The organism is Paraburkholderia sp. GAS33, from assembly GCF_050436645.1.
GTDB lineage: Bacteria > Pseudomonadota > Gammaproteobacteria > Burkholderiales > Burkholderiaceae > Paraburkholderia > Paraburkholderia phenazinium_B.
In genome coordinates this window covers 1,291,908-1,304,763 of sequence record NZ_JBNDMP010000001.1, presented here as the reverse complement: position 1 = coordinate 1,304,763, position 12,856 = coordinate 1,291,908, and the positions used below count along the sequence as shown (strand labels likewise).

Annotated in this window: 9 protein-coding genes; all 9 read left to right on the top strand. The window is 62.4% G+C overall.

All coding sequences use genetic code 11. The annotated features are described in order from the left end of the window. The first annotated feature begins 1 nt into the window (after nucleotide 1). The 9 genes from tssC to P3T24_RS05840 all read left to right on the top strand — a co-directional run bounded on the left by tssC (nucleotide 2) and on the right by P3T24_RS05840 (nucleotide 12,841). The gene (tssC, locus tag P3T24_RS05880; protein WP_429409458.1) at nucleotides 2-1,492 is read left to right on the top strand and encodes a type VI secretion system contractile sheath large subunit; all 1,491 of its coding nucleotides are present in this window, start codon (nucleotides 2-4) and stop codon (nucleotides 1,490-1,492) included. A 72-nt stretch (nucleotides 1,493-1,564) separates the two neighbouring features. Beyond that, nucleotides 1,565-2,104: an Hcp family type VI secretion system effector gene (locus tag P3T24_RS05875; RefSeq protein ID WP_074268308.1), complete on the top strand. Its 540-nt coding sequence runs from the start codon at nucleotides 1,565-1,567 to the stop codon at nucleotides 2,102-2,104. A gap of 70 nt (nucleotides 2,105-2,174) precedes the next feature. After that, nucleotides 2,175-2,654: a type VI secretion system baseplate subunit TssE gene (tssE, locus tag P3T24_RS05870; protein ID WP_074268309.1), complete on the top strand. Its 480-nt coding sequence runs from the start codon at nucleotides 2,175-2,177 to the stop codon at nucleotides 2,652-2,654. A gap of 65 nt (nucleotides 2,655-2,719) precedes the next feature. Next, nucleotides 2,720-4,558, top strand: a complete 1,839-nt coding sequence (tssF, locus tag P3T24_RS05865; RefSeq protein WP_429409460.1) for a type VI secretion system baseplate subunit TssF — start codon at nucleotides 2,720-2,722, stop codon at nucleotides 4,556-4,558. Then, complete coding sequence (tssG, locus tag P3T24_RS05860) at nucleotides 4,522-5,607, top strand: type VI secretion system baseplate subunit TssG (RefSeq protein ID WP_429409461.1); 1,086 nt, start codon at nucleotides 4,522-4,524, stop codon at nucleotides 5,605-5,607. The genes tssF and tssG overlap by 37 nt, the downstream gene beginning before the upstream one ends. A 45-nt stretch (nucleotides 5,608-5,652) precedes the next feature. Then, on the top strand, nucleotides 5,653-8,331 hold the full coding sequence (gene tssH, locus P3T24_RS05855; protein ID WP_429433092.1) for a type VI secretion system ATPase TssH: 2,679 nt from the start codon (nucleotides 5,653-5,655) through the stop codon (nucleotides 8,329-8,331). A gap of 91 nt (nucleotides 8,332-8,422) precedes the next feature. Further along, a complete protein-coding gene (gene tssA, locus P3T24_RS05850; RefSeq protein WP_429433263.1) occupies nucleotides 8,423-9,532 on the top strand; it encodes a type VI secretion system protein TssA in 1,110 nt (369 codons plus the stop codon). A 165-nt stretch (nucleotides 9,533-9,697) separates the two neighbouring features. Continuing rightward, nucleotides 9,698-10,204 carry a hypothetical protein gene (locus P3T24_RS05845; protein ID WP_429288746.1) on the top strand — a complete coding sequence of 169 codons (507 nt, stop codon included), beginning with the start codon at nucleotides 9,698-9,700 and terminating at the stop codon, nucleotides 10,202-10,204. Between the two features lie 240 nt (nucleotides 10,205-10,444). Then, nucleotides 10,445-12,841, top strand: coding sequence for a Tar ligand binding domain-containing protein (locus tag P3T24_RS05840; RefSeq protein WP_429433090.1), 2,397 nt, complete (start codon nucleotides 10,445-10,447; stop codon nucleotides 12,839-12,841). Nucleotides 12,842-12,856: the final 15 nt, after the last annotated feature.

The following is a 12,856-nucleotide window of genomic DNA, read 5'->3' as shown; positions in this document are numbered from 1 at the left end:
GATGAACCAGCAAACGGCAGCAGCCCAACTCGCCAGCGCGCACGACGGCGCTGAGACCTCGCTGCTCGACGAGATCGTCGAGAAGAGCAAGGTGGCGAAGTCCGATTCGGAACACGCGCGTGCGAAAGACCTGATCGGCGAACTCGTGCACCAGGTGCTCGACGGCACGGTGATCGTGTCGGACAACCTCTCGGCCACCATCGACGCCCGCGTGGCGGAGCTCGACCGGCTGATCTCCGCGCAACTGAGCGCGGTGATGCATGCACCCGAGTTTCAGCGCCTCGAAGGCACGTGGCGCGGTCTCGACTATCTGTGCAAGGAAAGCAACACCGGCTCGACGGTCAAGATCAAGGCGCTGCATGCTCCCAAGCGCGATCTGGTGCGCGACTTCAAGAATGCGATTGAATTCGACCAGAGCGCGCTTTTCAAGAAGGTCTACGAAGAAGAGTTCGGCACCTTCGGCGGCGCGCCGTTCGGCACGATCATCGGGGATTTCGAGGTGACGCGTCAGCCGGAGGACGTGTACTTCATCGAGCAGATGGCGCACGTCGCCGCTGCTGCGCATGCACCGTTTATCGCATCGGCGTCGCCGGAACTGCTGGGTCTCGAATCGTTTGCCGACCTCGGCAAGCCGCGCGATCTCGGCAAGGTGTTCGACACGGTCGAATACGCCAAGTGGAAGTCGTTCCGCGATTCGGAAGACTCACGTTATGTCGGTCTGACGCTGCCGCGCTTTCTGGGCCGCCTGCCGTTCAATCCGAAAGATGGCGCGACCGCTGAAGGCTTCAACTTCGTCGAAGACGTGGACGGCACCGATCACAGCAAGTATCTGTGGTGTAACGCGGCTTGGGCTTTCGCTGCGCGCCTGACGGCCGCATTCGACGACTTCGGCTGGTGCGCAGCGATTCGCGGCGTGGAAGGCGGCGGTCTGGTCGAAGACCTGCCCACCCATACCTTCAAGACCGACGACGGTGAAGTGGCACTGAAGTGCCCGACCGAAATCGCGATTACCGACCGCCGCGAAAAAGAACTGAGCGATCTCGGCTTCATTCCGCTCGTGCACTGCAAGAACTCGGATTACGCCGCGTTCTTTGCTGCCCAGTCGGTCCAGAAAGCCAAGAAGTACAGCACCGATAGCGCCAACGCGAACGCCGTGCTGTCCGCGCAGTTGCAGTACATCTTCTCGGTATCGCGCGTGGCGCACTACCTGAAGGCGATGATGCGCGACAAGATTGGCAGTTTCGCCTCGGCACAGAACGTCGAAGTATTCCTGAACCGTTGGATCTCGCAGTACGTCTTGCTCGACGACAACGCGACTCAGGAGCAGAAAGCGCAGTTTCCGCTGCGTGAGGCATCCATACAGGTCTCGGAGATTCCTGGCAAACCCGGTTCGTATCGTTCGGTCGCGTTCCTGCGCCCGCACTTCCAGCTGGATGAGCTTTCGATCTCTTTGCGGCTTGTGGCTGACCTGCCGAAGCCGGCAAATTCATAAATGAAGTCAACATGCCCGGGCTGGCCGCCCGGGTTGACTGTAAAAACCACCTCTTTGGGGAGTCGATGAGTTATGAAGGACATCTATTTAAAATTCGGCAATCCTGCGATCAAGGGCGAGTCTGCCGATAAGGACCATCAGGGCTGGATCGAGATCGACTCCTGGAGTCACTCCATCACGCAACCGCGTTCGGCAACGGCCTCTACCGCTGGCGGCCATACGGCCGAGCGCTGCGAGCACGGCGATATGGTCTTCACGAAAGATATCGACGTGGTCAGCCCGCTGATCTACCAACACGCATCGGGCGGTACGACGTTCGACGAAGTGACGGTCGACTTCATGCGTTCGGATGGCGAAGGCAACCGGATCAAGTATCTGGAAGTCAAGCTCAAGTACGTGATCATCTCGAGCGTGGCGCCGGCTGTCGGTTCGCCGACCGCGACGACGGGTACGAGCGACGCACCGGGCGTGTCGTTGCCGAACGAGCAGTTCACGCTGAAATACGCTGCGGTGCAGTGGAAGTACACCCAGCAGAAGATCGGCGGCAACCAGGGCGGCAACGCGCAAGGCGCGTGGAGCCTGACGAAGAACGACAAGACGTACGCAGTTTGATGGGCGGTGCGGCGTCCGTACTTGACCTGCGGGCGCCACACTGCGTTTTGCACCGCTTCTTCGGCAGCTGATGAAACGATTCGAACCGAGTTTCCTCGACAAGCTGTTCGACGACGAACCGCATTTGCCGGCTTCCCCGGCGATGCGGCAATTGTCGCTGGACGAGCTGAAGGCGACTGTCGCACGTGACGTCGAGGCCATCCTGAACACCCGGATCGCCTTGACCGAACACGAACTGGCGGCGCTGCCCGAGTGTCAGAAATCGGTCTTGACGTACGGTCTGAACGACTTCGCGGGCCTGAGTCTCGCGAGTCACTACGACCGGACGTTCATCTGCAAATCGATTCAGCAGGCCATTGCGCGGCACGAGCCGCGACTGAAGCAGGTGGCAGTCACGCTAGAACTGAACGAACAATCGACCAACGCGCTGTATTTTGCCATTCAGGCGTTACTGGTCGTACATCCGGCAGAAGAACCGGTGAGTTTTGATGCGATGCTGCAGCCTTCGACGTTGCAGTATTCCGTATCGCGCGCACGCGCGAAGCTTTAATACCGCATGCTGGCTGCCGTTACGCGCAACGGCGGCGCGGGTGTATCAGGTCCGGGGACAGGTTGATGGAAGAATTGCTGCCATATTACGAGCGCGAACTGGCATTCCTGCGGCGCTACTCGAACGATTTCGCAGATCGTTACCCGAAGATCGCCGCGCGCCTCGCGATGTCCGGCGAGCACTGCGAAGACCCACACGTCGAGCGGATGATCGAATCGTTCGCGCTGCTGGGCGCCCGCATCAACAAGAAGCTCGACGACGACTACCCCGAATTCACTGAAGCACTGCTCGAAGTGCTTTATCCGCACTATCTGCGGCCGTTTCCCTCGTGTTCGATAGCCCAGTTGGGCACCTCCGCTGCACTCAGCAATCTGACCGAACCGGTCACGATCGAGCGGGGCACCGAACTCAAATCGCGCACGATCCGCGGCGTACAGTGCCGCTTTCGCACCGCTTACGATGTGACGCTGGCGCCGATTCGCATCTCGGAGGCGAAGTACACGTCCATCGCGATGGCGCCGAGCGCGACTGTGTTGCCAGCCAACGCGTCGGCGATTGTCTCGATCACGCTCGAGTCGACCGCGCCGCAACTGGATCTCGGTGCGCTGAAGCTGTCCACGCTGCGCGCGCATCTGCATGGCGAGCAATCGTTTATCGCGGGTCTGACCGACTGCCTGTTCGTCAATGCAATGGCCACCTATGTCGAGGCTGACCGCCGCGGCGTGTGGACCGCGATGCGCACCTCGCCGCTCGCACAAGCCGGCTTCGACGAAGAAGATGCGTTGATCGACTACCCCGCCAAGTCGCATCCGGCGTACCGGTTGCTGACCGAGTACTTTGCGTTTCCCGACAAATTCAATTTCGTCGATTTCGATCTGGCGGCAATGACGCGCGCCAGCGGCCGCTGCAGCCGTCTGACGCTGCACGTCGTGCTGAAAGACGTGCGCAGCGACTCGCATGTCGCGCGGCTGCTCGAGACGCTCGCGACGCAGCACTTCCGCCTGTTCTGCACGCCGGTCGTCAACCTGTTCAAGCAGCACGGTGAACCGATCCGTCTGACTCATCAGTCGATCTCGTATCCGGTGATCGCCGAAGCGCGCCGGGCGTTTGCCTACGAGGTGTATTCAATCGATTCGGTGAAGCTGGTCCGGCAGCAGGCGAACCAGGAATCGGTGATCGAATTCCGGCCGTTCTACTCGCTGCATCACGGCGAACGGCAACGCGCCGGGCATTACTGGTTCGCGCGCCGCAACGACTGGGTGGCGGAGAAGAGCCCGGGCTACGAAACCGAGATTTCGATTGTCGATATCGATTTCGAACCAGCCGAGGCGCAAACCGATACGCTGAGTATCGAGCTGACCTGCACCAATCGCGATCTGCCGGCCGGACTGGCGATGGGCATCGAAGGCGGCGACCTGTTTCTCGAGGGCGGTTCGTTGACCGGCAACATTTCGATGCTGCGCCGCCCCACGCCGAGCGTGCGTTTCGAGCGTGGCCGTGCCGCGCACTGGCGGCTGATCTCGCACCTGGCGCTCAATCACGTCTCGCTTGCGAGCAATGGCCTCTCTGCGCTCAAGGAAATGCTGGTGCTGTACGACATGCGGCGCACGGCGGTCTCGGCGCGGCATATCGACGGACTGGTCGGCATCGAGCAGCGCGCGGCCGTGCAATGGCTGCCGGGCAAGCCGTTCGCTACCTTCGTGCGCGGCATGGAAATTCGCCTGACCATCGACGAGGACCATTTTGTGGGCACGAGCCTCGCGTCGTTCGTGCGTGTGATCGACACGTTTTTTGGGCTGTACGTGCATCTGAACAGCTTTGTGCAACTGGTCGTCGTGTCGAAGCGCACTGGCGAGGAGATTCTGCGATGCAAACCCCGCAGCGGCGAATCGATCCTGGCGTAATCGAGCAACTGCTCGACGAACCGCATCGCTTCCAGTTTTTTCAGGCAGTGCGGATTCTCGAGAAGTGGTTTGCCAGGGAGAACTCAACACGGCCCGGCGAGATCGTGGCGCAGCGTCTGGCGTTTCGCAATACGCTTTCGCTGGGCTTTCCGCCGAGCGAGATTCACAGCGCGCAGTCCTATGACGATGAAGGCACGGCGCTGAAGGACAAGCCGCAGCGTACCGCCGCCGTCGAAGACGGCAAGCTTGGCCGAGTCGATATCACGCCGGCGTTCTTCGGGCTGCTTGGCGGGCAGGGCGCATTGCCGCTGCACTATACCGAGCAGATCATTGCGCGCGAGCAACTCAGGCGCGACCGTGCGGCGCGCGAGTTCTTCGATGTCTTTTCGAATCGGGCCACCGCGCTGTTCTACTCGGCATGGAAGAAATACCGGCTGCCGTTTCATTACGAACTGGACCGCGACGAGCGCTATCTGCCGTTGCTGCTGGCGCTTGCCGGTGTCGCCGATGCAGAGAGCCGCAGCACTCTGCAGGAGGGCGACGGTGCGCTGTTCGACGAGGCGATTGCAGGCTATGCGCTTGCGGCGCGGCATCGGCCGGTGTCGGCGGCGTACTTGCAGCGGACGTTGTCCGAATACTTTCAGGTACCGGTGCGCGTCGATCAGTTTGTCGGCAAATGGTACGACGTGCCGCCGGATCAATTGACGGTGCTGGGCAGCGTCAACGCGACGCTCGGCGCCACCGCGCTGGCAGGCGAACGGGTCTGGCAGCGCGACATGCGTGCGCGGTTGGTGATCGGCCCGCTCGCAAAAAAAGACTATGAAGCCTTCCTGCCGGGCGCCGAACGTGCCATCGCACTGGAACGGATGCTGACGCTGCTGGCCGGCGTGACGCTTGAATACGAGGTCTCGCTGGTGTTGCGGCGCGCCGAGGTCGGCTCGATTCAGCTGGGCCACGGTGGACGGCTCGGCTGGGACGCGTTTCTCTGCACACACGACGCCGACCGCGACCGCTCCGACGCCCGCTATGAATTGCACGTCATCCACTGAACATCGCAACGCGCCACGCTATCAACAGAACCTGGACCGCACGACATGAGCACGCCCCTCAAGACGCTGATCGCGAAACTGAATCCGACCTGCCGCCAGGCCACCGAGCGGGCGGCGAGCAATTGCCTGTCGCGCGGTCACTACGAGGTGGACCTCGAGCATCTGTTTCTGGCCTTGCTCGACGAGCCGGCGAGCGATGCGACGCTGGTGCTGCGCGCGAGCCGTATCGACGCGCATGCGTTGCGTGCCGATCTCGAACGCGAGTTGCAGCGCCTGAAGACGGGCAACGCGCGCACGCCGGTGTTTTCCGTGCATCTGATCGCGCTGTTCGAGCAGGCGTGGCTGCTGGCATCGCTCGATGCGCAGATCGGCCGGATCCGCTCCGGCCATCTGCTGCTCGCGCTGCTGAGCGCACCGGATCTCGCGCAGTTTGCGCAGCGTATGTCGCCGTTGTTTCGCGACGTGCGTGTGACCGATCTCAAGCATAAGTTCGATGAACTGACGGTCGGCTCGTGCGAGGCAGAGCGCAATCCTGCGGCGTCCGACGATGCCGATGGCGATGACCGCGATGCCAGCCTGCAACCGGCACGAAGCGGTGGCCCTTCAAAGACGCCCGCGCTCGATACCTACACGACCAACCTGACGCAACGCGCCCGCGATGGCCATATCGATCCGGTGATCGGCCGCGAAGCGGAAATTCGCCAGACGATCGACATTCTGATGCGCCGCCGCCAGAACAATCCGATCATGACGGGTGAAGCGGGGGTTGGCAAAACCGCCGTGGTGGAAGGGCTCGCATTGCGTATTGCCGCTGACGACGTGCCCGCGCCGCTGAAAGGCGTCGCGCTGCACGTGCTGGACATGGGGCTGCTGCAGGCCGGAGCGAGCGTCAAAGGTGAATTCGAAAATCGCCTGAAAAACGTGATCGACGAGGTCAAGAAAAGCGCGCATCCGATCATCCTCTTTATCGACGAAGCGCATACGATCATCGGCGCGGGCGGTCAGGCTGGACAGAACGATGCGGCGAACCTGCTGAAGCCGGCGCTCGCACGCGGCGAACTGCGCACGATTGCGGCCACCACGTGGAGCGAGTACAAAAAGTACTTCGAGAAAGACGCGGCGTTGGCAAGGCGCTTCCAAGTCGTGAAGATCGAGGAGCCGAACGAGACGCTTGCGGCGTCCATGCTGCGCGGCATGGCGGCTTTGATGGAAAAGCACTTTAACGTGCGCGTGCTCGACGATGCGATTACCGAAGCGGTGCGCCTGTCGCATCGCTATATCAGCGGCCGTCAGTTGCCGGACAAGGCTATCAGTGTGCTCGATACGGCCTGCGCGAAAGTCGCCCTGGCGCATAGCTCGACACCTGCAACGATCGACGACACGAAAAAGCGGATCGAGAGAATCGATGCGGAAGTGAACGCGCTCGAACGGGAAGTCGCGAGTGGGGCGGTGCACGACGAGCGTCTTGCGGAACTGCGCAGCCTGCGGGAAGCGGACGTAACCGCGCTTGCCGCCGGCGAAGCGCGCTACGACAAGGAGCGCGCGCTGGTGTCGGAGATTGGCGAACTGCGGGCGCAAATCGATGCAACACGCGGCGGTAGCGCAGACGCGGAGCAGGCCGGGAAAGCCGCGAGTGCGCGTGAGACGCTCGCGGCGCGCGTGAGCGAACTGCGTGCGCTGCAAGGCGGCCAGCCGATGGTGCCGCTGCAGGTCGACGGCCACGTTGTCGCAGAGATCGTCGCGTCGTGGACCGGCATTCCGTTGGGACGCATGGTCAAGGACGAGATTCAAACCGTGCTGAACCTGCAACCGCTGCTGGGCGCTCGCGTGATCGGCCAGGACCACGCGCTGGAAGCGATCGCCCAGCGCGTGCGGACCGCCAGCGCGAACCTCGAAGATCCGAACAAGCCGCGCGGCGTGTTCATGTTCGTCGGCCCTTCGGGTGTCGGCAAGACCGAAACGGCGCTGGCGCTGGCCGACATCCTGTATGGCGGCGAACGCAAGATGGTCACGATCAACATGAGCGAGTATCAGGAGGCGCATAGCGTCTCTGGTCTCAAAGGCTCGCCGCCGGGTTACGTCGGGTATGGCGAAGGCGGCGTGCTAACCGAGGCGGTGCGTCGCAATCCCTATTCGGTGGTGCTTCTCGACGAAGTGGAAAAGGCCCACCCGGACGTGCTGGAAATGTTCTTCCAGGTGTTCGACAAAGGCACGATGGATGACGCGGAAGGCCGCGAGATCGACTTCCGCAATACTCTCATCATCCTCACCTCGAACGTCGGTTCGCAGGCGGTGATGCAGGCGTGTCTGAACAAGAGCGCGGAAGAACTGCCGGGCGCCGATGAACTCGCCGAGACGTTGCGCCCGCAACTGTACAAGACCTTCAAGCCGGCCTTTCTCGGCCGCATGAAGGTGGTGCCGTACTATCCGATTTCCGACGACGTGCTGGTGGAGATCATCGAACTGAAGCTCGAGCGGATTCGCCGGCGCATCGAAGCGAATCACAAGGCGACCTTCGAGTGGGACGAATCGCTCGTGGATGCCGTATTGGCGCGCTGTACCGAAGTCGATTCCGGCGCGCGCAACGTGGACCACATCCTGAACGGCACGTTGTTGCCCGAAGTGGCGCAACAGGTGCTCGAGCGCATCGCGGACGGCACGTCGCTTGAGCGCATCGCGGTGCGGGCGAGCGAGGCCGGTGAATTCGAATATACGGTCGCCTGAAGCGTGCGCGCGCGTGTCAATGTCGTCGCACGGGTCTTCCTGTTTTAACGCCTGAACCCAGGCACTTACGTTACGGCTTTCTGTCATGCTCATGCCCGCTAACATCACCACGCTGCTGGAACCGGTCAGCGAAACTTCGCCCTGCGGCGACGACCTGTTGTTCTCAGCCGATTTCGACGCGATCCAGAACGCGCGCCGCTTCGACGACCCCTCGCTCGATCAGGGCGAGTGGGTGACGGAGATCAAGGAAGCGAACTGGCCGTTTGTCGTCGAGCGCAGCACGAGCCTGCTCAAGACGCAGACCAAAGATTTACGGCTGGCGGTGTGGCTCACCGAGGGCCTGGCGCTCGAGGAAGGCATCACCGGCCTCACCGACGGCTACCGGCTGATTACGGGGTTGTCCGAGCGTTATTGGGATCATCTGCATCCGCTGCCCGAAGGGGACGATACCGAATATCGCCTCGGCAACGTGGCGTGGCTGGTGGGCCGCACGGCTGAGCTACTGCGCGCGATGCCGCTGACCGCGGCACCGGCGGATCTCTACAGCACGGTGGATTGGGAGGTGGCGACCCACGTCGCTCAGGCGGTCAAGCGCGATCCGGATCACGCTGACGATATCGCCCGGGGCAAACCGTCCGTCGAGCAGATCGAGGCATCGAAGCGGGCCACGCCGGTGCCGTTCTACGCCGGGCTGCTGGCCGATCTGGCGGCCTTTGAAGCGGCCATGCTGGCGCTCGAGCAGGAGCTGGACCGCCGCGCAGGCGATTCCGCGCCGAGCTTTCGTCAGGCGAAAGACGTGTATGAAGGGGTGTACCGGCTCGCCGAGCGCTTTGCGCGTGAAGTGGGTGTGACGGCCGAGAGCGCGGCCAAAGCGCAGAAACCGGAGGCCGTCGAGCGAGCCGAACCCAGTTTCAAGACCGCAACGCAACGGGAGGAACCCGTGTTGACGACCGTATCGACGAGCTCGCAAGCGAGTAGCGCTGGGATCCAGAATCGCGCGCAGGCCGTCGCGCAGTTGCGGGCGGTGGCGCGGTTTTTCCGGAGCACCGAGCCGCATAGCCCGGCTGCGTATCTGGCGGACAAGGCGGCGGAGTGGGCGGAGATGCCGTTGCATCAATGGCTGTCCACGGTGGTCAAGGACGACGGGTCGCTGGCGCATATCCGTGAACTGCTGGGCGTGAAGCCTGAAGAAGGCAAGTGAGTTTTCCGGCGGGCTGCCTGTGAAAGGCGGTGAAAGGGTAGCCCGTCGCATCCTCCAGATCCCCAACCTAAAGAAATCGCCCCGGCTTGCCGATATATGAGCTAGCCGGGGGAGCGTCGCTTTCCTGATGCCTTACGGCGTAGAAAGAAACTGGAAAGAGGCGCGATGACATCTGCAACTGCTGCATCGAAGGGCCGGGCGTTGCCTGAGCGCATTTTTGTACGGTTCAAGGTGGCCGTGCTGCTCGGAGTCCTGACTGGATGCAGCGATGGCATTTCACAGTCGGACGTGCAATTCGTCGTAGCCGGGATGCCGGCCCAGTTCCAGTCGCTGCGCATGTACCACACCGTGCCTGACGACGCAGCACCTCTCGGCAGCTCGGCTGCTCACGCTGCTGTGCGGCTGCTGCAGGGTTGCGAAGCGATTCTCCGTTTGCCCGGTGGCGAAAAGCGCGAGGCGGTCACTCTCGGCAGCGACACCGCGGCCTCCTTCGATCTCGACGCCGTCCGCACCGCCGACGGATGGAGCGTGACCTCCGATGGTCTTTCCCCGCCAAGCGACAACCCCGTCGCATTTCGCACCCAGTTCACGAACTGCGTGAGCGCGATCCAGGACAAGTATCGGGCTGAACCGGATAAGGCGCCGTTTTCTGCGTCGATGGTGTTCAAGTAGTCGAGCACCGCAGATGGTTTTAAGTAGTTAAGTAGTGCAGATGATGTTTCTTAGGGGTGCAGGTGACGGCTTTGAGCTTTAGCTCTTCGCCAGGCCCTAAAGCTTCGCGATGCGAAGCCGATATCGTGGCAATGGACAACGAAAATTCCGGCAGAGAACCGTCCATAGGCGTATCACATCACCACTACGGGAGGAGAGCGTGTGCTGTTTCGCATAAGGCGAGGTTGCGCGCGTAATGCTATGTTCAAACGCTTAACGATACAGAATGGGCTCACGCTCACGATCGCGGGCTACACGCTCGCGTTGATCGCCACGATGCTGGTCGCCGTGCTCGGTCTCAAGCAGAGCAACGATGCGCTTAAGCAGACATATGCGACCGACACGGTAGCGATCACCCATCTGAAGACGAGTTCCGAGCTGATGCTGCAGGTGCAGCTGGCGCTCGGCAACTACGAGACACTGTTTTCGATGGGGCGCGCAAGCGACGACCTGCTGGTAAAGGCGCGCGCCGTGCTCAAGGCGAGCGACGACAACTGGGCGGCGTACCTTGCAAAGCCGCGTAACGCTGAAGAGTCGCGCGCCGCCGATGCAGTGCAGGCAGCCCGCGCGGCCCTCATCAAGCAGGCGCTTGAGCCCGAGTTCCAGCAGCTCTCGCAGAACGACTACTACAAATTCCATACGACCCGCGGCGAGGCCGACCCGCTCAACGCCCGCTACGCGCAGGCGATGAACGCGCTCGAAGCGTTGCAGGTGGATCACCAGCAGGCGCGTTTCGAACAGGCGCAGGCGCAGTTTCATCGTCTGATGGTCGGTGCGGCGCTGATCGCACTGGCTGCGCTCGGCATTGGCCTGCTTGCCCGCGCCGTGCTGGCCTCAGTAATTGGACGCCCGCTCACCCGCATGCAATCGATGATGAGCGAGATCGCATCGAATCAGGACTTCACCCGCCGCGTTCCGGTGGGACGGATGGATGAGATCGGGCGCTCGATCGTCGCGTTCAACGAGATGATCGAGAAGATCCAGCAAAGCTCCGCGCTGCTCAAGCAGAAAACCGCGGACATCCAGGCGATGCTGCAGAACATTCAGCAGGGGATGTTGACCGTCGTCGGCGGCGCGCTGGTGCACGCCGAGTACTCGGCCTACCTCGAGGCGATCTTCGAGACGAAGGACATCGCCGGGCGTCCGGTCATGGATCTGGTGTTCGACAACACCGATCTGAACTCCGATGTGCGCTCGCAGGTCGACGCCACGATTCAGGCCTGCATCGGCGAGGACGCGATCAACTTCACCTTCAACCAGCACTTGCTTGTGAACGAGGTCGCGAAGACGATGGCCGACGGCCGCGTGAAGACGCTCGACCTGAGCTGGTCGGCGATCACCGACGAGAACGACACCGTCATGCGTCTCATGCTGTGCGTGCGCGACGTGACCGAGCTGCGCCAGCTTGCCGCCGAGACGGGCGAGCAGAAGCGCCGGCTCGAGATGATTGGCGAGATTCTCGCGGTCAACGAGGAGAAGTTCCATAACTTCGTCGACAGCGCGACGGGCTTCGTCAACGAAAACGAGCGGATCATCCGCCAGCACACGCAGGCCGACAGCGAGGCGCTCGCCGAACTGTTCCGCAACGTGCACACCATCAAGGGCAACGCCCGAACCTACAGCCTGCAACACCTGACGAGCATCGTGCACGAAACCGAGCGGCGCTACGACGCGCTGCGCCGCAACGATGTCAGCGAAGAGTGGAATCAGGAAGTGCTGATCGCGGACCTCGAGCGCGTGAAGGAAGCGATCGAGCGTTACAGGACGATCAACGATGTGAGCCTGGGTCGCAAGGACGGCGGACGTCGCGGCAGCGCCGAGCACTATCTGATGGTGGACCAGGGGCATATCCAGGAGAGCCTGCGCATTCTGGAGGCCGCCGACCCGGTCGACGTTCGCAGCCTGCAGACGATGCGCGATTCGGTGCACCGCAGCTTGCGCATCCTCGGCACCGAAACGATCGAGGACACGCTCTCGGGCGTGCTCGAATCGCTGCCGTCGCTCGCACGTGAACTCGGCAAGGAGCCGCTCATCGTACGTATCGACGACGATGGCTACCGCGTGAACAGGCAGGTGAGCAGCACGCTGAAGAACGTCTTCATGCACCTGATGCGCAACTCGGTCGATCACGGCATCGAGACTGCAGCCGCCCGCGCCGAGCAGGGCAAGCCTGCGGCCGGCACGATCGTCATCGAAGCCGGCGTCGCCCGGGGCGCGCTGCAGATCACCATGAGCGACGACGGCCGCGGCCTCGCGCTCGGGCGCATTCGGGGCATCGCGAGCGCACGCGGCTGGCTCGACGACGACGCGCAACTGAGCGACGAGCTGGTCGCCGATTTCATCTTTCATCCGGGCTTCTCGACCGCTGAACGGATCACGGAAGTGTCCGGGCGCGGCGTCGGCATGGACGCGGTGCGGGATTTCCTGAAGCGCGAGAACGGGAGCATCGAGCTGCGCTTCACGGACGACCGGCGCGGCGCCGACTATCGCCTGTTCGAGATCGTAGTCTGCCTGCCCGAGCGCTGCGCGGTGCACAGCGCAGGTGCGACGGACAGGAAAGAAGAGAAGCCGTTGCAGATCGACGCGTTGTCCGCTTGAACGACTTGGAGAAGG

What these genes read in the sequence shown, in the direction of transcription:
- tssH (WP_429433092.1), top strand. Translation starts at nt 5,653, where the DNA reads ATGAGCACGCCCCTCAAGACGCTGATCGCGAAACTGAATCCGACCTGC.
- P3T24_RS05840 (WP_429433090.1), top strand. Translation starts at nt 10,445, where the DNA reads ATGTTCAAACGCTTAACGATACAGAATGGGCTCACGCTCACGATCGCG.
- tssE (WP_074268309.1), top strand. Translation starts at nt 2,175, where the DNA reads ATGAAACGATTCGAACCGAGTTTCCTCGACAAGCTGTTCGACGACGAA.
- tssG (WP_429409461.1), top strand. Translation starts at nt 4,522, where the DNA reads ATGCAAACCCCGCAGCGGCGAATCGATCCTGGCGTAATCGAGCAACTG.
- tssA (WP_429433263.1), top strand. Translation starts at nt 8,423, where the DNA reads ATGCCCGCTAACATCACCACGCTGCTGGAACCGGTCAGCGAAACTTCG.
- P3T24_RS05845 (WP_429288746.1), top strand. Translation starts at nt 9,698, where the DNA reads ATGACATCTGCAACTGCTGCATCGAAGGGCCGGGCGTTGCCTGAGCGC.
- tssC (WP_429409458.1), top strand. Translation starts at nt 2, where the DNA reads ATGAACCAGCAAACGGCAGCAGCCCAACTCGCCAGCGCGCACGACGGC.
- P3T24_RS05875 (WP_074268308.1), top strand. Translation starts at nt 1,565, where the DNA reads ATGAAGGACATCTATTTAAAATTCGGCAATCCTGCGATCAAGGGCGAG.
- tssF (WP_429409460.1), top strand. Translation starts at nt 2,720, where the DNA reads ATGGAAGAATTGCTGCCATATTACGAGCGCGAACTGGCATTCCTGCGG.